Annotated in this window: 20 protein-coding genes; 6 read left to right on the top strand and 14 right to left on the bottom strand. The window is 61.2% G+C overall.

All coding sequences use genetic code 11. From position 1 onward, the window contains the following. Nucleotides 1–10: 10 nt before the first annotated feature. The 3 genes from E8L22_RS11475 to E8L22_RS11465 are packed head-to-tail and all read right to left on the bottom strand — an operon-like array spanning nt 11 to nt 5,403. The gene (locus tag E8L22_RS11475) at nt 11–1,183 is read right to left on the bottom strand and encodes a thiolase family protein (protein WP_136525312.1); all 1,173 of its coding nucleotides are present in this window, start codon (nt 1,181–1,183) and stop codon (nt 11–13) included. 39 nt (nt 1,184–1,222) lie between these two features. Next, complete coding sequence (locus E8L22_RS11470; RefSeq protein ID WP_136525311.1) at nt 1,223–3,571, bottom strand: 3-hydroxyacyl-CoA dehydrogenase/enoyl-CoA hydratase family protein; 2,349 nt, start codon at nt 3,569–3,571, stop codon at nt 1,223–1,225. A 23-nt stretch (nt 3,572–3,594) separates the two neighbouring features. Continuing rightward, entirely contained in the window at nt 3,595–5,403 is a 1,809-nt protein-coding gene (locus E8L22_RS11465) for an AMP-dependent synthetase/ligase (protein ID WP_136525310.1), read from the bottom strand. 315 nt (nt 5,404–5,718) lie between these two features. On the opposite strand from E8L22_RS11465, the gene E8L22_RS11460 reads away from it, so the two are divergent. Further along, the gene (locus E8L22_RS11460; RefSeq protein WP_136525309.1) at nt 5,719–6,021 is read left to right on the top strand and encodes a hypothetical protein; all 303 of its coding nucleotides are present in this window, start codon (nt 5,719–5,721) and stop codon (nt 6,019–6,021) included. A gap of 20 nt (nt 6,022–6,041) precedes the next feature. Here E8L22_RS11460 and E8L22_RS11455 read toward each other — a convergent pair whose 3' ends face one another. The 10 genes from E8L22_RS11455 to E8L22_RS11410 all read right to left on the bottom strand — a co-directional run bounded on the left by E8L22_RS11455 (nt 6,042) and on the right by E8L22_RS11410 (nt 20,841). Beyond that, nucleotides 6,042–7,748, bottom strand: a complete 1,707-nt coding sequence (locus E8L22_RS11455; RefSeq protein WP_136525308.1) for a putative bifunctional diguanylate cyclase/phosphodiesterase — start codon at nt 7,746–7,748, stop codon at nt 6,042–6,044. A gap of 3 nt (nt 7,749–7,751) precedes the next feature. Further along, complete coding sequence (locus tag E8L22_RS11450; protein WP_136525307.1) at nt 7,752–11,264, bottom strand: PAS domain S-box protein; 3,513 nt, start codon at nt 11,262–11,264, stop codon at nt 7,752–7,754. Between the two features lie 17 nt (nt 11,265–11,281). Further along, the gene (locus E8L22_RS11445) at nt 11,282–12,865 is read right to left on the bottom strand and encodes a sensor histidine kinase (protein ID WP_136525306.1); all 1,584 of its coding nucleotides are present in this window, start codon (nt 12,863–12,865) and stop codon (nt 11,282–11,284) included. Then, complete coding sequence (locus E8L22_RS11440; protein WP_136525305.1) at nt 12,862–13,260, bottom strand: response regulator; 399 nt, start codon at nt 13,258–13,260, stop codon at nt 12,862–12,864. The genes E8L22_RS11445 and E8L22_RS11440 overlap by 4 nt, the downstream gene beginning before the upstream one ends. 170 nt (nt 13,261–13,430) lie before the next feature. Further along, nucleotides 13,431–15,671 carry an ATP-binding protein gene (locus E8L22_RS11435; protein ID WP_136525304.1) on the bottom strand — a complete coding sequence of 747 codons (2,241 nt, stop codon included), beginning with the start codon at nt 15,669–15,671 and terminating at the stop codon, nt 13,431–13,433. Nucleotides 15,672–15,685: 14 nt separating this feature from the next. Next, the gene (locus E8L22_RS11430) at nt 15,686–17,725 is read right to left on the bottom strand and encodes a pilus assembly protein PilZ (RefSeq protein WP_136525303.1); all 2,040 of its coding nucleotides are present in this window, start codon (nt 17,723–17,725) and stop codon (nt 15,686–15,688) included. A gap of 66 nt (nt 17,726–17,791) precedes the next feature. Beyond that, nucleotides 17,792–18,280, bottom strand: coding sequence for a response regulator (locus E8L22_RS11425; protein WP_136525302.1), 489 nt, complete (start codon nt 18,278–18,280; stop codon nt 17,792–17,794). 12 nt (nt 18,281–18,292) lie between these two features. After that, nucleotides 18,293–19,441, bottom strand: a complete 1,149-nt coding sequence (locus E8L22_RS11420) for a sensor histidine kinase (RefSeq protein WP_136525301.1) — start codon at nt 19,439–19,441, stop codon at nt 18,293–18,295. A 197-nt stretch (nt 19,442–19,638) separates the two neighbouring features. Further along, a complete protein-coding gene (locus E8L22_RS11415) occupies nt 19,639–20,190 on the bottom strand; it encodes a DNA-3-methyladenine glycosylase (RefSeq protein ID WP_136525300.1) in 552 nt (183 codons plus the stop codon). Between the two features lie 21 nt (nt 20,191–20,211). Next, nucleotides 20,212–20,841: a DUF4136 domain-containing protein gene (locus tag E8L22_RS11410; protein WP_136525299.1), complete on the bottom strand. Its 630-nt coding sequence runs from the start codon at nt 20,839–20,841 to the stop codon at nt 20,212–20,214. Nucleotides 20,842–21,019: 178 nt separating this feature from the next. On the opposite strand from E8L22_RS11410, the gene E8L22_RS11405 reads away from it, so the two are divergent. Then, a complete protein-coding gene (locus E8L22_RS11405; RefSeq protein WP_136525298.1) occupies nt 21,020–21,502 on the top strand; it encodes a universal stress protein in 483 nt (160 codons plus the stop codon). Nucleotides 21,503–21,527: 25 nt separating this feature from the next. Then, the gene (locus E8L22_RS11400; RefSeq protein WP_129125503.1) at nt 21,528–21,701 is read left to right on the top strand and encodes a rubredoxin; all 174 of its coding nucleotides are present in this window, start codon (nt 21,528–21,530) and stop codon (nt 21,699–21,701) included. 44 nt (nt 21,702–21,745) lie between these two features. On the opposite strand, the gene E8L22_RS11395 is transcribed toward E8L22_RS11400, so the two are convergent. Beyond that, nucleotides 21,746–22,006 (bottom strand): hypothetical protein, encoded by a 261-nt coding sequence (locus tag E8L22_RS11395; protein ID WP_136525297.1) that lies wholly within the window; start codon nt 22,004–22,006, stop codon nt 21,746–21,748. A gap of 111 nt (nt 22,007–22,117) precedes the next feature. Here E8L22_RS11395 and E8L22_RS11390 point away from each other — a divergent pair, with 111 nt between their 5' ends. The 3 genes from E8L22_RS11390 (at nt 22,118) to E8L22_RS11380 (ending at nt 26,039) form a co-directional block, all read left to right on the top strand. Further along, nucleotides 22,118–22,798 carry an ABC transporter ATP-binding protein gene (locus E8L22_RS11390; RefSeq protein ID WP_136525296.1) on the top strand — a complete coding sequence of 227 codons (681 nt, stop codon included), beginning with the start codon at nt 22,118–22,120 and terminating at the stop codon, nt 22,796–22,798. Further along, the gene (locus tag E8L22_RS11385) at nt 22,791–25,289 is read left to right on the top strand and encodes an ABC transporter permease (protein ID WP_136525295.1); all 2,499 of its coding nucleotides are present in this window, start codon (nt 22,791–22,793) and stop codon (nt 25,287–25,289) included. Before E8L22_RS11390 ends, E8L22_RS11385 begins: the two co-directional genes overlap by 8 nt. A 78-nt stretch (nt 25,290–25,367) precedes the next feature. Further along, nucleotides 25,368–26,039, top strand: coding sequence for an arylesterase (locus E8L22_RS11380; RefSeq protein ID WP_136525294.1), 672 nt, complete (start codon nt 25,368–25,370; stop codon nt 26,037–26,039). Nucleotides 26,040–26,139 lie beyond the last annotated feature (100 nt).

Here is a 26,139-nt window from a genome sequence, read left to right as displayed (position 1 = left end):
GCTCTAAGGCTCAGAGCAGTTCGAAGATCCCCGCCGCTCCCATGCCGCCGCCGATGCACATGGTGACCATGCCGTGGTGCGCCTGCCGGCGCCGCATCTCGTGCAGCAAGGTGGCGGTAAGTTTGGCACCGGTGCACCCAAGCGGGTGGCCCAGGGCGATGGCACCGCCGTTCACGTTCACCCGCGCGGGGTCGAGTCCCAGCTCACCGATGCAGGCAAGCGTCTGCACCGCGAAGGCCTCGTTGAATTCGAAAAGATCGATCTGATCGGCGGTAAGCCACGCCATTTTGAGCGCCGCCGGCACCGCCTCGACCGGACCGATCCCCATGATCTCGGGGGGGACCCCCCTGACGGCGAAGCAGATGAAGCGGGCCAGCGGTTTCATGCCGCTTCTTTTGAGGAACTCCTCGGAGACTACGAGGGTGGCCGCGGCGCCGTCCGTCATCTGGGAAGAGTTCCCGGCGGTGACCGTGCCGTTCACCTTGAAGGCCGGTTTCAGTTTTGCCAACGCCTCCAGGGTGGTGTCGCTTCTCACCCCGTCGTCCGCGTCTACCACCTCGTCATGGCACTTCATCTTCCCCTTTTCGAGGGCGCAACGAGAGGCGGTCACCGGGATGATCTCCTCGGCAAACCTCCCCTCGGCGATGGCGCGCGCCGCTTTCTGGTGGCTTCCCAGGGCGAAGGCGTCCTGATCACCGCGGGAGATGCCGTATTTCGCAACCAGGAACTCCGCCGTGATCCCCATCGAGGCGTAGCTCTCGGGCCAGGTGGCGACAAGCCCCGGGTTGGCGCTGTACTTGTTGCCACCCATCGGGATCATGGACATGCTCTCGGTCCCACCGGCGATGATGCAGTCGGCAAACCCCGCGATGATCCGGTCCGCCGCCGCGGCGATGGTCTGCAGCCCGGAGGAGCAGAACCGGTTCACGGTCTGGCAGGGGACCTGGTAGGGGATCCCCGCCCTCAGCGCGGCGATGCGCGCGACATTCATCCCCTGTTCCCCTTCCGGAAAGGCGCACCCCATGATGACGTCTTCGACCTGCATAGGGTCGACCCCAGTGCGCTCCACAAGCCCCCGGATTGCGGCCGCCGCCAGGTCGTCCGGTCGGACGTCCTTCAGTTTTCCTTTGTAGGCCCTGGTGGCCGGGGTGCGTACTGCCTCAACTATGTATGCTGCGCGCATGGCTCGCTCCTTTTTTATTTCCGACAAACGGGAAGGCCACTAGTTCCTGAGCGGCCTTCCTTTCTTCAGCATGTGCTGGATGCGCTCGAGGGTCTTTTTCTGACCGCAGAACTTGAGAAACATCTCGCGCTCCAGGTCCAGAAGATGCTCCTCGGTAATCATGGTCCCGGCCGGCACGTCGCCGCCGGTGATGACATCGGCGATTCCCGAGGCCAGGTAGCGGTCGTAGGCCGAGATGAAGCCCCCCTCTTCCAGGTTCCAGAGCTGCGTCTTGATACTCGCCGCGATGGAGCGCCCCGGGGCCTTGAGATCAGTCGCCGGTCGGCCGGGGCGGTAGTTCGCCGAAAGCGCGATCGACTTCAGCTTCGCATCATGGATGCGCCGGTCGAGCGCAAGGGAGATGCCGTCGCCCGGCCGCATGAGCCCCATCCGCATCAGGTCGGCGGCGGACGTGCTCACCTTGGCCATGGCGATGTTGCGGTAGTTCTTGAGGATGAACGGCATCACGTCGGCGTCCTGCTCCTCGGCAAGCCTGATGGCGCGCAGGGCCATTTCCTTCGTTCCGCCGCCTGCCGGGATGAGTCCCACGCCGATCTCCACGAGTCCCATGTAGGTCTCGGCATGGGCGTTGATGGCGTCCGCGTGCAGGCAGGTCTCGCACCCGCCCCCCATCACCAGGGCGTGCGGAGCCGCCACAACCGGAACCTTGGCGTACTTGATGGCCATCATGGCGCGCTGGAAGGCGCGTACCGTGAGGTTCAGGTCGTCCCACGCCCCTTCCGCCACGGCCATGGCGATCAGCATGAGGTTCGCCCCGGCGGAGAAGAGGCTCCCCTCATTGGCGATGACCATGCCGATGCCTTCCTGTTCGGTCCGGCGCACCCCTTTCTGGATCATGGAGAGGGTGTCGTTGCCGATGGTGTTCATCTTGGAATGAAACTCGAGGCAGAAGACCCCGTCCCCCAGATCGACGAGGGAGGCGGCGCTGTTCCTCTCCACGACGTTCCCCGCGCTCTTCAGCAGGGTGAGGGAGATCTCCCCGTCGCTTCTCGGCACCTCGCGCCACTCCCTCTCCGTAATGCTGTAGAAAAGGCGCTTGCCATCCTCGGTGCGGTAGAAACTTTCCACCTCGTTGAGAAGCTGCGGCACTGCGACGCCGTCGTTCCCGGCGCGCGCCACGAAGGCGGCGACCCCAATGGCGTCGAGAAGCTCGAACGGACCGAGCTCCCAGTTGTACCCCCACCGCATGGCGTTATCGACGTTCACCACGTCGTCGGCGATTTCCGGGATGCGCTTCACCGTGTAGATGAGCGTGTCCCTTAGCGTGCACCAGGCGAGGCGGGCGCCCTTGTCGTCCCCCTGGATCAGGGTCCTCACCCGTGCCGCAGGGTCGTCGACCTGCTTTGCCGCACCCACCGAGGCGAACTTCGGGGAGGCGGCCGGGCGGTAGGCGCCGGTCGTCGGGTCGTAGAAGAACTTGGTGCTGACGCCGTCGACGGTCTCGCGTTTGAAGAAGCCCCCCTTCCCTTTACGCCCGGTGAGCCCGTCGGCCACCATGCGCCGCACGCTCTCCGGCACCCGGAACAGCTCGCGTTCGTCGTCACCGCCAAGAAGCTGATAGCTGTTGTCCATCACGCGGACCACGGTATCGATGCCGACCAGGTCCCACAGGGCGAAAGTCGCCGTTTTCGGGCGCGCCATCGCCTGGCCGGTCACGGCGTCCACCTCCTCGACGGTGAGCCCCATCTCCTCCATGTGGCGCCAGGTGGCGGCTCCGGCGTAGGTGCCAATCCGGTTTGCGATGAAGTTCGGGGTGTCCTTGGCGAAGACCACCCCCTTGCCGAGGCGCCTGCGCAGGAAACCGGCCATGGCCTTGAACGTGCCGAGGTCGGTCTCGGCGCAGGGAACCATCTCCATGAGGCGCATGTAGCGGGGCGGGTTGAAAAAGTGGGTCACCATGAAACGGGGGCGCAACGAGGCCGGGAGTACCTGGGCCAGCTCGTTTACCGACAGCCCGCTCGTGTTGGTGGACAGCACGGCGCTTTCGGAGAGATTGGGCACCACCACGTCCTGCAAAAGCCGTTTCTTCACTTCGAGGTTCTCCACGACCACCTCGATCACCCAATCGCACTCCTTGAGCCGCTGCGCGTCATCCTCGAAATTGCCGATCTCGATGTAGCGGGCGTAATCAGGGAGGTAGAGCGCCGCAGGCTTGGACTCCAAAAGAGCGGCCACCGCGCGCTGCGCGACAACGCTGCGGTTGTTTCCGGCCGATTCCGGGACCAGGTCGAGCAGCAGCACCTCAAGCCCCGCATTGGCGAGATGCGCTGCGATGGCGGCACCCATAACACCCGCGCCCAGCACGGCAACCTTGTTGATCTGTCTCATAAATCCTCCCGCTAAACGCCGACTCAGTTCTCGGTGGCGTACATCCTGTCAATGGCGTCCTTGTAACGCTCGGAAATCACGCGCCGCTTCAACTTGAGGGTCGGGGTGAGCTCGCCCGCCTCCAGGGTGAAATCGCGCGGCAGCAGCACGAAGTGTTTGATCGTCTCGTGGTGGGCGAGGTCCGCGTTCACGGCCTCTACTCGCTGCCGGTACAGCTCCTGTACCGGCTCGTGCACCACGAGTTCTTCCAGGTCGTTGTAGGTGATATTCTGCTCGCGCGCGAACTCGAGGAGCTTCTCCAGCGTAGGGACGAGAAGCGCAGTCAGGTAGGGCCTGCGGTCGCCGTAGACGTATGCCTGGGAGATGTATTTGTCCCGTTTCAGGAGGTTCTCGATCGGCTGGGGAGCGACGTTCTTACCCCCTGCCGTGACGATGAGCTCCTTTTTCCGGTCCGTAACGAACACGAAGCGCCCCTCGATGCGGCCGATGTCGCCGGTTCTGAGCCACCCATCACGCAGCGCATCCTTAGTCTCCGCCTCTTCCTTGTAGTAGCCCATCATCACCTGCGGACCGCGCACCAGTATTTCGCCGTCATCCGCTACGGCGATCTCGGTTCCCTCGAGCGGGGTGCCGACGCTGCCAAAGCGCAGTTCGGAAAAGGTGTTGGCGCAGACGACGGGACTCGTCTCGGTGAGCCCGTACCCCTCGAGGATCGGCACGCCGATGCTCCAGAAAAATTCGTTGATCGCGGGATCGAGGGGGGCCCCGCCGCTGGAGCAGAACTTCAGGTTCTCGCCGAAACGCAGGCGCAGCTTGCTGAAAACGATCCGGTCCGCGATGGCGTGCTTGAGGGCGAGCATGAGCGGCACTTTTTTATCCACGTATTGCGCCTGGACCCAAGCGCGACCGATGGCAAGGACCGTCCTGAAGAGCTTTCTCTTGTAGAGCGAGAGCTGGTGCACGTGCTCGTAGATGCGCGAATGGATCTTCTCGAAAAGCCTCGGCACGCAGACCATGATACTCGGCTGAATCTCGAGCATGTTCTCCGCGATCTTCTCGATGCTGTCGGCAAAGGCGATCATCGCCCCCTTCGCGATGGGGAGATAGTAGCCGGTGGTCCTCTCGAGTACGTGGCTCAAGGGGAGAAAGCTCAGGAACACCTCGCCATCCCCTAAAACGGCGACCTTCTCCATGGTGGCAAAGACGTCGAAGAGGATGTTTCGGTGCGACAGCATGGCGCCCCTCGGAATGCCGGTCGTTCCCGAGGTGTATATGATGGACGCGAGGCTTTCCGATTCGATGGAATCCACGACCGCCTCCAGCTCGGCCCGCTCCTGCTCGGTGATCGGGTCGTCGATCTCGGAGAGCTGGTAAAGCGTGGTGAGCGGCAGGCCGGGCTCACCGAGGAAGCGCTCGAAGGAGACCACGAGCTGCACCATGGGGATGGCGTCTTTCACCTTTAAAAGCTTCCGGTACTGCCACTTCCCGGAGATGAAGACGATGCGCGCATCGCCGTGATTCAGGGTGTATGCGATCTGGTCCGGCGTGTTGCTCGGATAAACTGGAACGGTGACGGCACCGGCACACAGGATCCCCATGTCCGCGATGATCCACCCGGCGCGGTTTTCCGAGAGTATGGCAACCTTGTCGCCCGGCTTTATGCCGAGTTTGCGCAGGCCACGCGCCACCATGAGGGCGCGGTTGTAGAACTGGGCGTAACTCAGGGTGACCCAGTTCCCCTGCTTTCTAAACTTCACGGCAAGTCGGGCGTCCTGTTTGGTCGCCTGATGCCGCAGCAGGTCGGGTATGGATCGAAACGGCACCTTTTCCACGGCAGACTCCTCGGAGCAGGAAAAAGCTCTCTCCCACAGTTAAAAGATAATGGATGCAAAGCGCATTACAAGCAGAAAGAGAGCCAGTCGCAAAAAAAGACAGTATCTGTTGCTGCCAGTGACTTACATGACAGTCGCAGCATTTTGGAGATGAAGGATTTGACAAGTCTGCGGTAGATCAATACTATCCCGGAATACGTATTGCCCCTGACTTCGGTTTTCTTGAGAAGGGAACTGCGCCGCAGATACAGTCAGTCAGCGTGCGGTAAGGCATTCGGCACTTTTAAAAAAGCTGCAAAGCGCAAGGAGTTAACTATGATTGAAACCATGATTTCGGAGATGGAGTCCGCATTCTGCAAAGGTGTCTTCAGCAAGAAAACGACCTTCAGGTTCCGACTTGAAGATACCACCATCGTGATAACCGTGGATGGGGATGGCTATCAGGTAGAAAGAGGCGGCACGGCAGTTGCGGACTGCGACTGTGCAACCAGTGCCGAGCTCTTCCGCAAGATCTGGTACGAAGGGTACCGCCCCGGGATCATGGATTTTCTGTCCGGTGCGATCGTTTGCGACAACCCGTTGCTGCTACCTCAGTTCCTGCGCGCTTTCGGCCGGTAGCTGCTGTTTGGCCGCCACGGCTATGCCGATACGACCAGCCTCTCGAATTCGGCGGCCGTAAGCGGCTTGCTTATCAGATCACCCTGTACCTCATCGCAGCCCCGGTTCTCCATGAGCGTTAGTTGCTCGGGGCTCTCGACGCCGACCGCACTTACCCGCAGCCTCATGCTGTGCGACATGCAGACCACCGCCGTCACCACATCAAGCGCCTCCGGTTCGATCACGGTGTTGCTGATGAAACTCCGGTCGATCTTCAATTTCGCGACAGGAAGCCGCCTGATCCTTTGCAGCGACGAGGCCCCGGTGCCGAAGTCGTCGACGGCAAACGCGACGCCACGCTCGGTGAGCCGATGCATGTTCTTTTGGCCGAGCGATCCGCCGTCCATGATGGCGCGCTCCGGCACGTCCAGTTCGAGGGCCCGGGGGCTCAACCCGTTATCCGAAAGTTCCCTCAGCACCATCTCCGGCAGGTCGGGCTGCTGCAGCTCACGGCTGGTAAGGTTCACGGTAAGCTTCAGGTCGAGCCCCAGATCCCGCCATTTCCTTGCCTGTGCACAGGCACGACTTATCACCCAGGCACCGATCGGTATGATGGCGCCGGTCTCTTCGGCCACGGTTAAAAACTGCGCGGGCAGGAGAACGCCTTGTTGGGGGTGGCGCCAGCGCAAAAGCGCCTCGGCGCCGCATATGCATCGGCTTCCCAGGCTGTAAAGCGGCTGATACAGAAGCTCGAGTTCCCCGTTATGAGCCGCGACGCGCAGGCTCAGCAGAATGCTTTGACGGTTCGCAGTCCGCTCGTTGATCTCGTCGTTGTAAAAAAGGTAGCTGCTACCGTCACGCTGCTTCGCCGCGTACATCGCCGCATCCGCTTTTTTCAGCAACTCCTCGGTGCTGTCTCCGTCTTCGGGGTACATACTGACGCCGACGCTGGTGGTCGCCTTCACCTCTACCCCCTCCAGCCGGAAAGGAGCTTCGAACACCCCCATGATCTTGTGCACCACTACCCCCACGTCGTCGGTCTGGGACAGGTCCGGCATCAGGACGTTGAACTCGTCCCCTCCGATGCGCGCGACCGTGTCGGACTCGCGCACACAACCTTTCAACCTGCGAGCGACCGCCTGCAGGAGTTCATCTCCAGCGGCATGACCGAGGGTGTCGTTGATCTGTTTGAAGTGGTCCAGGTCCAGAAAAAGTACCGCCAGGCTCTTTCTGTTGCGGCGCGCCTGGGCAAGCTCCAGGGTAAGAAAGTCCAGGAACAGCTTCCGGTTCGGCAGGTCGGTGAGCGTATCGTGCTGCGCCTGGTGCATCATGAGCTGTTCCATACGCCTTAGTTTGATCTTCTCCCCTACCCTTTCCATGATGCGGAACAGTTCCGGGTAGTTCACCGGTTTGAGCAGGTAGTGGTCGATGCCGATCTCGATGGCGTTCAAGAGGTAGGATGTTTCGCTGTGTGCGGTGACTGCAACGATGGTTGCATCCCGGTCGATCTCCTTGATCTCACGGGCCATCGCGATGCCGTTCATGTGGGGCATGTTGAGGTCGGTGATCACGACCTCGGGCCTGAACTCACGGTACATCTCGAGGCCGGCGGTTCCGTCGTCGGCCTGGTAGATCTTCGCCTCGGGATAGTTTAGGGAGAGCATCCTGCCGAGCATCTCCCGCGCTTCGACCTCATCCTCGACGAGCAAAAGCGCCGCTCCGCTGAAGAGCTTTCCGCCCCGGTCCATCGGCTACACCTCGATACGGAACCGGGCGCCTTCCCCGGTGTTGGTCACGGTGAGTGCCCCCTTCATGTTCTTTTCCACTATGGTCTTCGACATGAAAAGCCCTATGCCGGTCCCCTTGTCCGGCCCTTTGGTGGTGAAGTACGGGTCGAAAACCTTATCGATGATCTCCTGGGGGATCCCTCCCGCGTTGTCCTCGATGGTGATCACCGTCTTACCTTCCGCCACGCTCAGCCTCACTTCCACCCGCGGGCGCTCGACTTTTCGCTCCACCAAGGCGTCCTTCGCGTTCATAAGGATATTTAAGAGCACCTGCGCGAACTCGTTCGGGATGCCGACCACCCACGCGTCCGGGTCGGCCTGCAGGTCGATATCCACCTTTGCCGCAGCGAAGGCCCCCTGAAGTATGGTCAAGGTCTGTTCCAGGACGTCGAGGGCCCTGAACCTCTGCTTTTCCTTGTCGGGGCCGAAGAAGTTTCTGAAACCGTCGATGGTTTGGGACATGTAGTTGATCACCTTCATGGCGCGGGCCACGCTCGTGTCGAGGTAATCCTCGTTGAAGAGCCCCTGGTTGTAGTAGGTGGGCAATTCCTGCACGATGAGACCAAGGGTGTTAAGGGGCTGACGCCACTGGTGCGCGATGTTGGCGATCATCTCCCCCATGGCGGCAAGCCGCCCCTGCCTGATGAGAAGCTGTTCCTGGCGGCGCAACTCCTCCACCGCCCTGAGACGCTCGGTCATCTCCTCCCTGAGCGCCTCCTGGGACATGACGATGTCCGATATGTTCATACAGGCGCCCACAAGCCTGAGCGGTGTACCGTCTTCGGCATAAGAGACCCGCGCCCGCATGCTGATCCAGCGCACCTTACCGTCAACAGATCCGACGGTTCGGTACTCTGCGCTGTAAAGCCCGGCGCCGGCGGGGGTGCGTGCGTCTTTAACGATCTGCTCCAGCCTTCCCCTGTCTTCCGGGTGAACACACCGCAGGACAGTCGCCAGATCGGTCTCGGCATCTTTGGGAAGGCCGTAATGCTGCCGCGCGATTGCCGACCACTCCCCCGATCCGGTGGCCAGATCCATGGAAAAAATGCCGAGCCCGGTCGTCTCAACCGCGAGCTTCAGGGTGGCCTCATTGTCCTTGAGCGCCTGCTCGGCGCGTTTTAGTTCCGTAAGATCGACGGCGAAACCGATCCCTTCCTCGTCGGTGTCGGCCATGCGAGCGAGGGCGGTCAGCGCGGCAACACGCTGACCGTTTCTGGAACGGACAAAGACCTTCTCGTAGGTCTTGCTGATACCGCGGGAGATGATCTCGTCCATCGCGCTCCGGTCCTTTGCGCGATCCTCAGGGGCGGTTACATCGGCGAGGTTCAGGTCACCGCTTCTGCACTCTATCCCGGTGTGGCCGATCAGGTCACAGTAGGCATCGTTTGCGTCGGTGATCCTGCCATCGCGGTTCCAGAAGAATATGGCGATCAGGTTGGACTCGTAAAGCCAGCGAAACTTCGTCTCGCTGGAGCGCAGCCGCTCCTGCACCCCCCTCAGTTCGTGAATGTCGGTGGAGGTCCCGTACCACTTGGCTACTTTGCCATGTTCGTCGCGTTCGGCGGTAGCACGGCTTAGGTGCCAGCGATAACTACCGTCGGCGCCAAGGATGCGCTGTTCGTTCTGGTATGTCGTCCCGGTGGCAATCGCCTCCCCCCAGAGCTCGGCAGTGCGCTGCCGGTCGTCCGGGTGGATGCAACACGCGATCAGTCCCGAAGGTGACCCGCCGCATTCGTTCAGGAAATCCGGGCCGATGCCGGTATAGCTGTGAAAGTGTGCGTTCAGGTAATCTATGGTGCCGTCGGGACCCGCGGTCCAGACGATTTGGGGCATGGAATCGGCGAGGTTGCGCAGCCTCCTCGTGGAACGCAGGAGTTCCTCCTCGGTCGCCTTGCGGCGGGTCACGTCGAAAATGACACCGATGAAACGGCAGGAGCTTCCCGCGGGCTCGCAGACGAAGCGCCCAATCACGTTGACCCATACGGCATCACCTTTATCTGCGCGAATGATCCTGTGCTCCGAACTGAAGAGTTGGTTCTGGTGACAGGCCTCATCAAGAGCCGACAGGACCCGTTCCCTGTCCTCGGCGTGAATCAGGTCCTGCCACATGGAAAGTGAGGCGGGGGCGGGATCCCTGTCCGGCGCAGGATATCCCATGAGGAGGAAGTGTCTGCGTGACCAGTTACCCTCTCCGGTAGCTACGTCGATGTCACAGGCCCCCATCTCGGCGGCATCGAGGGCAAGCTTCAGGCGTTCCTCGCTCTCGGCAAGCGCCTTGGCCGCCACCCTGCTTTCCGTTACGTCGGTAAAAGTGGCAAGTCCGGATATGATGCTGCCGGACATGTCGCGCAGCGGGGTCGCGTTGATGCTCACAAAACCGCGTGAGCCGTCTCCCCTTAGTACCTGGTACTCTTCGCCGAACACGGTCTCCCCCCTGGTTATGGCGCGGCTCAAGGGGATTTCCGGGGCCGAGACATGGCTTCCATCCAACCGGTACAGCTTCCAGCTGTCGAAATCGGAAACGGAGGTCGTCTCTTCCGGTTGAACGCGGAAAATGTCACGGACGACGTCGTTTTGGTAGACGACCTTCCCGGAGGACGCTTCTGCTACCACCACGCCGACGGGAAGTTGCTCGACTACCAGCTCAAAGCGGCTTTGCTGAAAAGCGAGCTCGCGAAGCATGGCCTCATGCTCGGCCTGGGCCGCCTTACGCTCGGAGACGTCGCGCGCGATGGTCTGGACCGCCGGGCTACCCCGGTACACGATGACCGTGGAAGACCCTTCCATGAACCGCTCCTCGCCGTCCAGGCGTCTGATGCGGAACTCAAGCAGCGGGATTTCCTCCCCGTCCTTCATCGCCACGATCTTATGCTCCATCGCCTCCCTGTCGTCAGGATGAATCAGTTCGTACAGCGTGTGACTGCGCAGCGTATGGAGATCCTGCGCCCCGAAGACGCCGAGCGCGGCGCAGTTCGCGTAGAGAAAGTCGCCGCCGCGGTGCACCAGCACCGGGTCCGGGGCCATTTCCACCAGGGTACGGTAGTACCGCTCGCTTTCCCGCAAGAGACGCTCCATCTGGGCGCGCTCGGCGTCTTCGCGGGCGATGATGGAGATGCCGGTCAGATTTCCGCCGCTATCGAGGATCGGGGAGAGGGTGAGGGACACGGGGACTTCGCGCCCCCCTTTGGCCAGGCGCACCGTCTGCAGGTTGCGAATGCGTTCGCCGCGCAGGATCTTCTCGGTGATCTCGCGCAGCTCGTCACGCCGGCTTTCCGGGACGAGGAAGGATATGTTACGTCCGACCGCCTCTTCGGCGCTGTAGCCGTAGAGCGTTTCAGCGGCATGGTTCCAACTGGTGATGATCCCTTCACGGCTCTTGCTCAGAATTGCGTCATCGGAAGAGTCGACTATGGCGGCAAGATGAGCCATGGCCTCTTCGTTACCTGCCGCCTGGATTGCGCCCGTTTTTCCTGTCATGACGCCTCGCAAGGTGCTCATCCCTGCCTGAGGTAGCTGCCCGATTCCGGGTTCTCAGCCAGGGTGAAATAAAAAGTCGCACCCTCACCAACCTCCCCTTCCGCCCAGATGCGCCCGCCGTGCCTTAGCACGATGCTGTGCACGATGGCGAGCCCGATACCGGTACCGTTCCAGGCGAACTCGCCGGGCGTATGGATGGTCTGAAAAGGCTTGAAGAGCTTGTCGGCGTATTTCATGTTGAAGCCGACGCCGTTGTCCCTGACGAAATAGACCGGAGCCCCCTCGCGGTACATGACGCCGATCTCGATGCGGGGGTGCTCGGTTTTGGAGGTGAACTTCCAGGCGTTGTGCAGCAGATGCTCGAGCGCCTTTTTTAGCAGGGCCGGGTCACCGTTCACCTTCATGCCTTCGGCTATGACCAATTCCACCTTGCGATCGGGCTGGTCGGCGGAGAGATCACGTGCGACGGTCCTCGCGATGTCGGTCAAGTCTGCGTCGCCGATGGTGAGGGTGCAGCGCGCAAGGTGCGTGAGGCTGTTGAAGGCGTCCATGATCAGCTTGATCTGCTGTACCACGAGCCCGGCACGCTCGGCGTACTGGCGGCAATCGGCGTGGCCGCAGGTCCCGCAGTCCTCGAGGAGCGCCGTGCAGTATCCCTCCAGGCGTGCCACCGGCGCCCTGAGATCATGAGAGACGAAGTAGCTGAAGGTCTCCAGTTCGCTCACCGTAGCCTGCAGCAGCGAAGTCCGCTGCTCGACACGCCGCTCCAACTCACCGGTGAGGGTACGCACCTGCTCCTCGGCCCGCTTCAACTCGGTTACGTCATGGCAAGTCCCGATCACGGTCCGGCTGCCGCACGCCTCCACGACGGCCTCAGCTTCAAGCCGGACAATCCTCGTCGATCCGTCCGGGCGCAGCACGCGGCAAAAAAGGGGCTCGGTAAGGCCCGCCTCCCCTGTCCCCCAGATGGTCCTCAGTACAGAATCGCGGTCTTCAGGGAGGAAGCGCTCCAGAAAGGAAGCCGGCGAGGGGGTGACAGTGCCGGGCTCGACGCCGCAGATCCGGTACAGCTCGTCGGACCAGCTCATGGTGCCGGAGTCCAGGTCCTGCTGCCAGCTCCCCAGTCGTGCGATGCGCTGCGCCACTGCAAGCTGCCGCTCGTTTTCTTCAAGACGCCGGTGCTGCTGCTCCACGAGCCGTTTCAACGCGATCTGTTCCAGCACCTTGTCGAGAACCGCGAAGAGTTCCTGGTAGTTGAGGGGTTTCAGTACGTAGTTGTGAACACCGATTTCTATGGCGCTCAAAAGGTAGGAGGTGTCGCTGTGGGCCGTGACGGCTATGATCGTCACCGCGGGGTTTATCTCCTTGATCTCTCGCGACATCCTGATCCCGTCCATCAGCGGCATGTTGATGTCGGTCATGACGATGTCGGCTTTATGCTCGCGGTACAGTTCCAGTGCGGCGAGCCCGTTCTCCGCCACGTAGACCTCGAGCATCGGGTAGTTCATGGCGAGCATCCTCGTCACCATCTGACGGGCATCCGCCTCGTCCTCGACGTAGAGCATGCTGGCAGCACCCAATTCCCCGGCCCCTTCGCTCATTCGCCCCCCCCGCCCCGCAACAGTACACTTTTGAGCCGGTCGGCGGTCATCGGCTTGTAGATGTAGTCAACGACACCGAGGTCCCAGCATGTTTCCTGATCGGTCTCGTTGTCCGAGGAGGTGAGTATGGCAACGGGAAGCCGGCGCAGCCGCTCGTTTTGACGTATGTACTGCAGGATGTCGAGGCCGCTTATCTTTGGGAGCTTGAGATCCAAAAGCACCAGCCTGATCCGGTCATGGCCACTTTCCTGTTCCATGCGCCGCAAAAGCTCACTCGCCTCTTCGCCGTCCCTTGCGACCAGTATCTCGTCAGTGCAGACCTTACGTATGATGCGACTGGCAAGGAACACGTCGTCGGGGTTATCTTCAACGAGCAGGATGAATGACTGAGCCATCGGCTTCTCCGCGCCCCGGAGGGTAACTGCAGACCGCAAAACAGCCGAGCGCTTGGAGTAAGGTTTCGGCTCGGCTGATTGTGCTGCGACGCACTACATTTACCGTCGAACATTAGCACCCGCTTATTCTATCCGCATGCACCACCTTGTCAAACGGCGCCTTCCGTACTTCACCCTACGGGAACCTCGATGGTGAACTCTGCCCCCCTGTCCACGTTGCGAACAGTGAGCCGCCCGGGGATGTTCTTTTCAATGATCACCTTGGACATGTACAAGCCGATCCCGGTCCCCTGCTCAGGGCCTCTGGTAGTGAAATAGGGATCGAAGATGCGGTCCATTATCTCTTCCGGGACCCCCCCCGCGTTATCCAGTATCCTCACCGCGGCGTATCCTCCCTCTTCTTTGACCGATATGGTGATGGTGCGTCGTTCGACCTTGCGGTCCAGAAAGGCGTCGCGGGCGTTGAAGAGGATGTTGAGGATCGCCTGGGAAAACTCGTTCTGGTGCCCTGTCACTACCGGGTCGTCCACGGCGTTGAACACTACGTCGATGTGCAGGTGTCGGAAGCTGTCCTGGACCAGCGACAGCGTGCGCCCCACAACCTCGGCAACCTTGAAGGGTGCGGCGGCCTTGTCCGGCCTGAAGAAATTGCGGAAATCGTCGATGGTGCGCGAGGTATGGTTCAGCACCTTCATGAACCTCGCGACGCTGTCGTTTAGGTAGTCACGGGTAAAACTGCCGTGGTCGTACATGACCGGCAGTTCCTGCACGATGAGACCAAGCTCGTTCAACGGCTGGCGCCACTGGTGCGCGATGTTGCTGATCATCTCCCCAAGCGCAGCCAGACGGCTTTGCTGCAGCAGCATGCGCTCCTTTTCGCCCAACTCCTCAAGTGCCTGCATCCTCTGCGCGGTCTCCTCCTCAAGTTCGAAAAGGGTCCGAGAAAGCTCCTCGTGCTGCATTTCCACCTTCTTCCGGCTCAACTCAAGATCGGCGGTCCGCTCGGCTACCCGGGCCTCCAGATCCTCCTTTGCCTGCTCCAGGGCACCGATGAGCTCGCAGTTGCGGTAGCTGATGCCGATGACCGACGCGGTGCCCATCATGAGGCTCACGTCACGCTCCACAAGAGGGCGCTTGCTCCTCACGTTCTCCGCGGTCAGAACCCCGATGGACATCCCCTCAGAGGTGATGGGACAGCAGATGAACGACCTCGTGCCGTTTTTGACGGCGCAGGCCAGGGTGCGTCTGCCGAGGGTCTCCTGCTCACGTTCGAGGTCGTTGACGAGAAAGGGGCGTTTTTCGTTGAAGCAGGCGACGTAGACGTCGCGACCGGAACCGTTTTGGTCAAGGGGAAGCGACAGCCCGTTCAGACATTCCAGCTCCCGCGCGCCGTAGCCGTACGAGGCCCGCAGTTCGAGTCTCCCGCTGTTGCCGTCGGCGAGGAAGATGGCGCCACGGTCGTATTCGAGCCGGCGCTGCATGATGTCGGCGACATCGATGAGCATCTCCTCGATGCGCGTAAAATTGCCGAGCCGCTGCCCTATCTCGTTGGTAAGCATCGCGGTGTTGTAGTTCAAATCGATCAGTTCCAGAAGGTTGTCGATGGAGTCCTTGGTGCTGCTCAGGCTGTCCTTTACGGCCCGCTTCTCGCTCGACTCGGCGGCCAGCGCCACCAGGAGCAGCAGGACCAGCGACCCGAGCAGGGCGTATCCCGATGCCATGCCGACGGCGGCAAGGACGATGTTCGCCAGCGCCAGGGTCGGCACCAGGGTGTTGCGCAGCTTCTTCAGGTAGGTGTAGGCGCTCTTCTCCCAGGTCACCACGTAGCGGCAAACCGGGTCGCCGCGGAAGATGCACTCGGGCTGCTGGATGGTGGGGAGGTGCCTGATCTCAGGGAAGTACTGCAGGTCGGTAAGCTTGTGGTTGAACATGAGGACGATCGCCTCGAAAAAGCCGATGCGGTTTTCGCACTGGTACTGCTGTTCCATCCCCCCGTCCACCGGAGTGACCGTGATCTCGACCGAGTTGGAGGCGAGGCGGCGCGACCGGTAGCTCGTACTTCTGGTGAAGTTAGCGGTCGCCTTGCTGATGATCTCGAAGGTGCTCGAGGCGTCCACGAGCCCGAGGATGTACTGGCGCATGGCGCCCAGCACGTCGGGAGAGGCGGCGTAGCGTCCGGCCTCCCTTGCGATGCGCGGGTTGCCCGTCATCTGCAGGAGCTTTTCATAGAAGCGATCCACCTGGCTCTGGGTGAACCAGTGCGCCTGGTCGGCCACCTCGTACTCCTTCATCCCCGCGTACTCCAGGAGCTCGGCGATGTCGACGTGGCTGTACTTGTGCTTTATGAGCAGGATGAAGGAATTGATGATCCTGCTGTTATATAGCGGCTTGTCGCGCTGGGAAGCTTCCATGTCGGCTCCGGCGATCACTGCGCCTTGCGCGGCCCCTTGAGGAGCCCGTCGCAGTAGTGCAGAAAATGGTCCGTGTAACGCATGTCGAGGATCCAGAGCAGGTAGGTCTTTTCGACCGGAAAGGCCTTTTCGACGGCATACGAGTGCGGGAACACCAGGGCCGGCATCGCCCCACCCTCGTAGTGCCGGCTCACATGGCGCAGCGACATCTCGACCAACGCGCGCGGCACGCTGTAATCGATCACGAAGATGGTCACGCAGTTGGTGAGTTCCGCCATGTTGAAACCGGCGTCGGTGCAGTTGACGAGAAAGAAGGCCTTAAGGCTCCCCTTGCGGCGCAGGGAGTAAAGGTGGACCTCCTTACGAAAGCCGAGCTCGTTGTATTCGCGCGCAAGCCCCTTGTCGCCGTTGCCCCCCGGGCATAGGTCGAAGGCCTCGATGAGAGCGCCGCCGGAGACATGCCGGTAGAAGCTCCCCATCTCGGAGAGATCAAAGGCGCTACTTTTGGAGAGCTCCCATTGCGGCGGAAGGTCTTCGCCGCCCCCCTCGTTTTGGTAGTGAAAATAGGCGAACAGGTCTAGCGAGCAACTGCGCTGATCCGCATGCTTTGCCGCGAAGCCGCCGAAGACACGCGCCGGAAAACGGTTGTCGGGACGGTAGTAACAAAAGGCGTAGCGCAGTCGCGCGAAGGCGAAACTTTCCAGTTCGCTCAGGTAGTGGCTCACCTGGTCCAGTACGGCGATCCCCGCCTTGGCCGCCGACTTGCGCGCCGCGTGGTGATGTATGAGCCATGAATTGCTGTAGAAGCGGACCATGGCCAGGTGCCCCAAAATGACGCCGTGGTCCAGGTAGATGAAGTGCCGTGCGATCTGGGGATTGCCACTGTAAAGCCGCGCGTAGGTCTCCTTGATCTTCTCCTTGTTCTCCTGAAAATGGGCGTACTTCTCCGGGTAGATGAACCCGGTCTGGAAGAAGAAATCCCAGAGGTCGTCGAGATCGACCTCGGTGTCGACGTAGGACTTGCGGTTCGTCACCTGGTGCAGCAGCGAGAGGAGTTTCACGTGGTCGCCGATTGCCATGTCCAAAATGGCGAGGCCGCAGCGCACGAGCTTCTCGTCCCCCTTTTCGCCTGACGGGTTGCGGGAAAGCACCTGGGCAAGACAACAAAGGCTCATGCCGTGACCGAAGGTGATCTTGAGACCCGGGATCATCAGGCCGGGCATGAGCAAAGAATCCCCCTCGCTCTCCTGAATCGAGAAGCCGGTGCCGGACATGTCGGTGACCATCAGGTTGACGCGCTTGCCGATCAGGGGGTGATTGAAGACGACGTTCGGCGTCGGGACGAGTTCCTGGCGGAAGTTGCGATATTTCTTCGGCTTGAAGCGTCGTATCGAGCTGTGTCGCAGGCTAAGAACAAAAGAGCAGGAGCCGCCGGCGGACTCCATGGCATGGACGTCGAAGACACCCGAATAGAGCATGGTTTCGCCGCGAAACAGGCGCAAATGCACCGGCTCTTCCGTGTTGATCCAGCGCAGCGTTTCCGGTTTTTCCCAGGTACCGGAGATGCGCAGCGATACCGGGGTGTAGTCGACCAGGCTGCCGTCGAAGAGGACTCCGTTCTGCATGATCTGGGCGGACACGCCGTCGGAGAGGTGCCGCCGTATCCTGCGTGCCTGGAATTCGCGACATGCTGGTGGGAGCATGAGGGCAAAGCCGCAGTCGTCAATGGTGAGCGGCTCTGGATTTACCACCAGGTATTTCCTTCCGTCGGCGATGAGCAGGAAATCGAAGCGGTAGCTCTTGAGGAGCTCCCTGAGGCTCGGCACGTCCTCCCATAGGCAGTCAAGCCTCTCACCCGCGCAGGGAAGAGGCATGGCTTTCAGGAAGATCGACTCGTCGTACGCTACGTGCCTGAGCGCCACCAGGATGGACTGGTTCTGGAAGTTGATGTAGTTCAGACGGTTCACCAGATAGCTGCGGCTGACACTCTTGCCGGTGGCAGGACTCTCCGCATCGGAGGGAACGACATGAAGTCTCGGTACCGCATCTCCCATGGCAACCTCGCAGGGGTACCCCGGGGAGCGCGGACAGGCGCCGTCGGGGCGGGTTCCAGGCGCCGTCTAGGCGGCCGGGCCGTACTGCCCACCGACCTCCGCAGCTTCCGCGCCAACCCCGGGAGTAACGTTGAAGCCAAGCCAGTACTGCGCCACCCCCTGCATCAGCACAAGGAGGGCATTGAAAGAATTGGGTTTGATAAGAAAGGAGTTGCAGCCGAGTTCGTAGGCGCGGTTCAAGTCAGCGGCAGGGACGGGGACGGTGAGCACCACGACGGGAAGCCGCCTGAGCGCCTGCTGTTCGCGCAGCCAGGAGAGAAGCCCCACCCCCGAGATGTGCGGCAACTTGAGGTCGAGCAGCATCAGCATAGGCAGGGGATGCAGTTCACGATCACCGAAGTCTCCGGCGCCGCTTAGGTAGGCGATGGCCTCCTCGCCATCGCGCGCCAGTTGCACCGGCGTGATCACACCGACGCGTTGCAGGGCCAGTCGCGTGAAATGCGCCTGGTCGGAGTCGCTGTCGACAAGAAGAACGGTGTGGTGCACGTAGCTCATGGCGAAGCCTCCCTACTGCTCCTTCTTAAGTTCGATCCAGAACCTGCTCCCCTCCCCCTCCTGCGATTCAAGCCCGATGTGCCCCCCCAGCCGCTGCACGGCCTTCCGGACGATGGCGAGCCCAACCCCGGTACCCGGGTAACTCTCGATACTGTGCAGCCGCTCGAAGATCTTGAAGATCCTCTCCTGATGCTGAGGCGGGATGCCGATGCCGATGCCGTTGTCCTGGATGTAGAGGCGGCAGTATTCACCGGAGTCCTCAGCCCAGATGCGCAGCAGCGGTACCACCCCTTTCGGCACGAACTTGATGCCGTTGGTCATCAGGTTCAGCAGCACCTGCACAAGCACCGTGTGGTGCGCGATCACATCGGGGAGATCTCCTGCGACCTCAATGCGGTACCCCTTGCCGCCGCTGGCGAGCTCCAACTGCTGAGAGGCATCCCGGACCGCCTGTTGCAGGCTCACCGGCTCCAGGGTGATCTCCTGGCGGCTCACACGGCTATAGGCAAGAAGATCCTGGATCAGCCGGTCCATCCCCTGGGCTGCCGTCTTGATGCGCACCAGGTAGGCGTTTCGCTCGGCTGGGGACTGGAATTCATCGTCGAGCAGGATTTCCGCGAAGGCGTGCATGGCACGAATGGGAGCGCGCAGGTCGTGGGAGACCGAGAAGGCGAAAGTGTCGAGCTCCTCGTTGATCTCCTCGAGCTGCGAGGTACGCTCGGCGACGCGGCGCTCCAAGGTGGCGGCCTCGTATTCCAGGCGCGCGTTCAGTTGCGCTATTTTCTCCTCCTCCTGCCGGTACTTCGTGCAATCGCTGATCACGAAGCCCAGATGCTCCTCGGTGAGGGCGAAGACCCTGATCCGGTAGAAGTGCCCTTCGTAGCTTACCTCGCCCAGTTCCTGGGAACCGCCGAAGGCCGCGATCCGGTGACAGGTCTCACGGAACCCCTCCGCCTCGAGCCAGCCGGGGAAGCAATCGGTGACCCTGCAATTGCCGAAGTTGAAGGACCGGCATTGACATAGTTTTACGGCTGCCGGGTTCATCTCGATGATGAGGGGCATTGCCTCCGGGTCTCTAACGTCCAGGCGCAGGATGGCCAGCCCTTCTCTCATGTTGGTGAACATCAGTCGGTAGAGTTGTTCGGCCTGTTCCATGTCCATGATGGCCTCTCCCTAGGCAAACGCAGAAGAGTATAGCGGAGAGTTATTAGTTTGCACCAATGTTTCACAACGGGTATTGCGCTTTAGCAAGCCTGAGTGGCGGCTGCCCTAGCCGTGGCAACGGATGCGTGCGGGAGCGTACATCGTACTGGCATAGTTGGCGATGGTGTGGTCTTGATGGAGGCGTGTAGCGGGTGTCAGCGTTTTGATACATGCGGATTTTCGGCAAGGTAGAAGCGAAGCGGCTTGGCGGCCCAATCACCGGCGTAGGCAACGCCGATGCGCGGACGCGCAACGATGCGCCTCTCCTCTTCGTCTCTGCATGCCGCGATGAAGAGGTCTCCGCTCAAAAGGTCGTGACCGTTACAGCGCAAATCGATGCCCATGGCGCGACAGAGAAGCCCCGGACCGCAGGTTCGCTCGTTTACGTTTCGCACCGGTTCGAGGGCGCGCAGCAGCACGGCACAGGCGTTTCCTTCACGCTCGGTGACCACGTTCAAGCAGCAGTGAATGCCATAGATGAGGTAGACGTAGGCAAAGCCGGGTGGACCGAAGAGGATGCGGGTGCGCGGGGTGAGCCCCCTGGAGGAGTGAGCGGCAAGATCCTCCTCCCCCAGGTAGGCCTCGACTTCGACGATCTTCCCCACCCGCGTCTCTCCGGCAACATCATGGACGAGGTAGGCTCCTAAAAGCTCGTGTGCGACGGTTACCGTGTCCCGATCGTAGAAGGAGCGCGGCAGCGGTGTCAAAGGCAGGGAGCATCGCCGCACCTAAAGAACACCTTCCTTGCGGAGCGCCTTGACCACCTTACTAGCCAGTTCCTTGCCGACGCGGGTCACCTTCTCCGGTTCGGTCGCCTCGACGGTCCCGGCCCATAGCAGTTTGTCCGAACGTGCGTCGAAGAGGTTCACCTGCATGGTGGCGATGTCGTAAGTGGTCACGTAGGTCGGCCCGTACATGGCCATGGAGCGGTAGTAACCGGGGAAATCCCAGTCCGGGAAGGCGGGCGGGTACCAGTAGCCGGGGTACGGCGTGGCGACGGCGCTCGGCTGCACCGTGGTCTGGCGCTCGACCTTGATGGTCTGCACGGTAAGGACGGCCTGCGCACCGACCCGTCTGACGGCGCGGTCCAGCGCGTACCAGTCGGGAAGCGCACTCCCCTGGATGACCGAGTAGCTCGCGACCCCCTCGACTCCGTGGCGGCTCAATTCGCTCACCAGGGTGTCCTCGTACACCACGCGGCTCGACTGTTTCGGGGAGAACCCGACCACCAGCACCTTGTGGATCCCTTCGCCGCGCAGCGACGGGTTGCGCCAGGTATCGACCATCGAGACCGAAGCACAGGAGCAAAGCATGGCGGTAAGGCAAATAAGGACGGCTATCCTGAACAGGTTACGCATGTGACACCTCCGACAACAGGCTGAAGTTGCGTGATTACGGCGGCTCATCAGGTGCCCGGGCAGAAGACCCGAATACTTATACCAAGTTGCCGCGGGTTGGCAATCGTATATACTGGGTGGGTCTCTCGGCCGAAAGCCCGGACCCGGGGCCACATCCACTAAATCAGGAGGCAAGGCGATGGAAAATTACAAACGCGTTCTCGTGGTAAACAGGATGAGTGAGTACTGTCGGGATGCGGTCCAGGCAGGGATCTCGATCGCCAGGAAGTACGGCTCGGAGCTCATGGTTCTGCATATCGCCACCAACCCGGAGGGGACCATGAGCATGGCGGGGGGTGCGCTGAACGCCCCGAGTGCCATTCCGGACGAGGTGAAGAACTACGCGAGCATTCAGGAGCGGGCAAAGGAAGAGCTTGAGCAGATGATCGGACAGGAAATCCGGGCCGGGCTGCCGATCAAGGTGATCATCAAGGAAGGCAAACCGGTAGACGAGATCGTGCAGACGGTGAAAGACGAGCGGATCGACCTGATGGTACTCCTTTCCCACGAGGAGGGACGCATAGAGCACATGCTCTTCGGAAGGGACAACGACGCCGTCCTGCGCAGGATGCCTTGCAGCATCCTGCTCATAAAGCGCGAGCCCGAATCGGTGGAGTGGTAGTCGCGGAGGCAACGGGAGAATGCCCATGCAGAGATGGATCTGTACCATCTGTCAGTACGTCTACGATCCTGCCGAAGGTGATCCTGTCAACGATGTCCCGCCGGACGTATCCTTCGAGGAACTGCTCCCTGACTGGCACTGCCCGGTATGCGAGGCGGCCAAGAGCTTTTTCGAACCCCTGGCGGAAGAACCACACTGACAAAGAAAACGGAGCGTCTGGACGAACAACCTGCGGAGCAGGTCTTATGACCTGCTCTTCTTTTTGAGACCTGTTTCGCTGCGGCGTGACGGTCTCACAGTGGGCTGCTCCTGGAACCGCTCAGACTCCGGATGTTTGCAGACTACGTCATAGCCGACCGGCAGGGCGTAGCCGCACTCGGCCTCGTCAAGGCAGCAATAATAAAGCTCCTTGCCGAGACCGGGCATTACGGCGCCGACACTGCTGGTCCTGCAGTCGCCGTAGCAGTCACCTCTTTTTCGGCATCGACTTTTGACAATGGCCATGGCACCCTCTCCTGGTTGCATAGTGCGGGAGAGTATAATAAAAAATCTTTAACTGTAAACCCGGTCTGTAAAAAAGCCCGGGAAGAGTGCACGGCACCGGAACCACACCAGATGACCATCCTGCAGGCCAACGAGATCACAAAGCAGTACCGCATCGGCAACCGGGACATCACCGTCCTCGACAGCGTCACCCTGGAGGTAGCCCAAGGAGAATTCCTGGTGGTTAAGGGTGAGAGCGGCAGCGGCAAGTCGACGCTCCTCACCATCCTCTCCGGCCTGGACCGCCCGGACCGCGGGCGCATCTCCATCGAGGGGCGCGACATCACCGACCTGGAGGAAGATGCCCTCGCTCCGCTAAGAAACAGCACCTTCGGCTTCGTGTTCCAGTCCTTCCACCTGGTCCCCTCACTTAGCGCGCTGGAAAACGTCATGTTCCCGGCCGAGCTCAAGGGGGACAAGGCGGCGCGCACCAAGGCTCTTGCCCTTTTGGACCGGGTAGGCCTTTCTCACCGGGTCGCCAGTTTCCCGCACCAGCTCTCGGGAGGGGAGAAGCAGCGCTGCGCCATCTGCCGGGCGCTGATCAACGACCCGCGCATCATCTTCGCCGACGAACCGACCGGCAACCTCGATTCGGTGAACGGCGAGGCGATCCTCGCCCTGCTGCTGGAACTTCAGCGCGAGCACGGCACCACCATGATCCTCGTCACCCACAGCCCGGAAATAGCCGGGAGTGCCGACCGGGTCATCACGCTTAAAGACGGCCGGATCGTCACGGGCGCCGACCATGGTTAACACCCGCTTCATCCTGCGCCAGATGACCGGCGCGAAACGCCAGTGCGCGGTCTTCATCCTCTGCGTCGCCCTCTCCATGGTCACCCTCGTCTCCTTAGGCAGCTTCAGGGAAAGCGTTGACCGCTCGCTCTTACGCGACGCCCAGTCGCTGCACGCAGGCGACATCATCGTCAGATCCCACGCCCCCCTACCCGCTCCGCTCGAGAATGAAATCGCGCGGCTCGTCCGGACAGGCGAAGTAAAAACTGCCCGCTACTGGGACTTTTACACGGTGGTCCAGAAAGCAAAGGATGAAGGATCGCTGCTGTGCGATCTGAAAGTGGCGGAGCCCGCGTACCCCTTTTACGGGCAGGTGACGCTTCGCTCCGGCCGCCCCCTCAAAGAGGTGCTGAAAGCCGGGAGCGTGGTCGTCGAGCAGCAGTTCCTGGACCGTTTGCGGGTGCGCGTCGGGGATGCCGTGAAGGTGGGCAACGCGACGCTCGTCGTGCGCGACGTGGTGCTCGCCGAACCGGACCGGCCGGTGAACTTCTTCTCGCTTGGTCCGCGTGTTTTCGTCGCCGCTGCCGATCGTGAGGCGCTCGGATTGATCGGGCTTGGCAGCCGGGTCGATCACGTGACCCTTTTGCAGCTTCCGGACCAGGGAAAGCTCGATGCGACGGCAGAGCGTCTGGGCAAACTGGCCGACCAGTCGCGGGTGCGCGTGGAGACCTACCGGAACGCCGGTTCGCGGGTGAAGCGCTTCTTCGACAACCTCCTTTTCTTCCTGAACCTGAGCGGCATCTTCACCCTGCTCCTCTCCGGCTTCGGGATCCAGAGCACGCTTTTCGCGCTACTGAAGGAACAAGAGAAGACCATCGCGGTGATGAAGGCCCTGGGGGCCGGGAGCCGCTTCATCATCGGCCATTTCCTCGCCCTGACCCTAGCGCTCGGCCTCATCGGGACGCTGCTGGGGCTAGGGGGCAGCGTATTCCTGCAGCACCTCCTTCCCGCACTGTTCAGCGGCCTCATCCCGGCGCGGGTGACGCTGCAGATCTCGTCCAACGCCGTCTGGCAGGGGATGTCCATCGGTCTCATGGCGGTATTGCTCTTCACCGCCCTCCCCCTGTACCGCCTGAAGGAAGTGAAGCCACGCGCCATCTTCGGCCAGGAGGAGACGACCGCCCTCTGGAGCCGTTCCACCTGGCTCATCGCCGGTGCGGGAACCATCTTCTTCCTCGGCATGGTGCTGTTGCGGCTGCGCGACCTGAAGACGGGTCTCTACTTCATGGCTGCGCTGGTGCTCCTCATTCTCGTTTCCTACCTGCTTGCCCGTCTGGCGCTGCACCTTCTCAGAAGGAGCGCTCCCGGAAATCTCGTGCTGCGGCAGGCGTTGAAGGGGCTTTTCCGGCCGCACAACGCGACCCTATCCATCATGGTGACGCTATCGGCGGCGCTTGGGGTCATCTTCTCGATCACCCTGGTGGAGAAGAACCTCGACACCTCCTTCATCGAATCGTTTCCCCCAGGGGCGCCAAACGTCTTCCTGATCGACATCCAGCCCGGACAGAAGGAAGAGGTCGCCGGTCTCCTCGGCCCGGGCGCCACTTACTACCCCATCGTCAAGGGGACGGTAAGCGCCATCAACGGAGCGGTCATCGATCCGGAAAAGGAGCGGCAGTCGCGGGGAGACAACCTCGGCCGCGAGATGAACCTGACCTACCGGAACGGGCTTATCACCGATGAAATGATCGTTTCCGGTATGACCCTCTTCAGGAAAGACTGGGGCGACGCCCTGCAGGTCTCCGTGCTGGACACGGTGCTCAAGATGCACGAGATGAAGGTGGGCGACAGCATCACCTTCCGGATCCAGGGGGTGCCGATGACCGCACGGGTTGCCAGCATCAGGACCCGCACCAGCAGCGGCTTCACCCCGTTTTTTTATTTCGTCTTTCCCGAGCAGGCGCTCTCCGACGCGCCGCACACAATCTTCGCCGCGGTGCGCGTGGACAAACGGAAGATTTCAGCGTTGCAGAACCAGGTGGTGGCACGTTTTCCCAACGTCAACGTGATCGATCTCACCGAAACCGCCCAGCTCTTCGGCAGGATCATGGGGAAGTTCTCCACCATCGTCCGTTTTTTCACCTCGTTCAGCATCGTCGCCGGGGTGCTTATCGTGGTAGGATCGGTTTTCGCCACACGATATGCGCGCATACAGGAAGCCGTTTATTTCACCGTTTTGGGAGCAAGGAGGCGGTTCGTGCTCGGCGTATTTGCCGTGGAGAACCTCGTGATCGGCAGTGTAAGCGGGTTCATCGCCCTGTTGATGTCCCAGGTTGCGAGCCGGCTGATCTGCACGAAGGGGCTGGACATGACCTATGCCCCCTACCCCGTCGACAGCCTCTTGTTGGTGGTCGCGACCACCGCGCTGGTAGAGCTGGTCGCCTTATCAGTGACCATCCCCCTGGTCCGTCAAAAGCCGGTAATCTTCCTCCGCGAGCAAACCGATGAATAGTCGTTCAAAAGCTTTCCCATAATTCCCAGGCCTCCCATCATTCCCATAATTCCCATCCAATCTTTCAAAGGAGCCTCCATGCCCCCCTCCCGCAAGCTTCTCACCCTCTTCGCCCTAACCCTCTGCTCGGCCATCACCGCCGGTCCGGCCATCGCCGCCGGTACCGCGAAGCCCGCGACAAGCTCCTCCCAGGGCACCATAGTAGCCTTCGGCGACAGCCTCACGGCCGGCTACGGCGTGGCCGAAAGCGACTCTTACCCAGCACAATTGCAGCGCAAGCTGCACCAGGCCGGGCTTCAATGGACCGTGATCAACGCCGGGATCAGCGGTGAAACAAGCTCCGGAGCGCTTGCCCGCGTCGACTGGGTCATGAAGCTCAAGCCCGACATCGTCATCCTGGAAACCGGCGCCAACGACGGCTTGCGCGGTCAGGACCCGGAGCTCACCCGGAAGAACCTCGACAGCATCATCACAAAGCTCCAGTCCAAAAACGTGGTCGTAGTACTCGCCGGAATGCGCATGCTGAAAAACCTGGGTCCTGCCTACACGAGCAAGTTCGCCGAGGTGTACCGCCGCGTCGCCAAGGAGCACAAGACCATCCTGATCCCGTTTTTCCTGGACAAGGTCGCCGGCAAGGAAGGTCTCAACCTCTCAGACGGCGTCCATCCGACCGGCAAGGGGTACGCCATCGTAACCGAAACCATCTACCCCTACGTCACCAAGGCGATAAGTCAGAAGACGCGGCGCTGACCATTCGGAAGCGGCTAAAAGTTGTCTGAACCCGCGTCTTCTCTTGCTTTTTCGCTCGATTTAATGTACAGATGCTCTGTTAAACTGGGCATCTTTGCTT

This window comes from Geomonas ferrireducens, assembly GCF_004917065.1.
GTDB lineage: Bacteria > Desulfobacterota > Desulfuromonadia > Geobacterales > Geobacteraceae > Geomonas > Geomonas ferrireducens.
The sequence above is the reverse complement of the archived record's forward strand: the minus strand, read 5'-3'. Positions and strand labels throughout refer to the sequence as shown.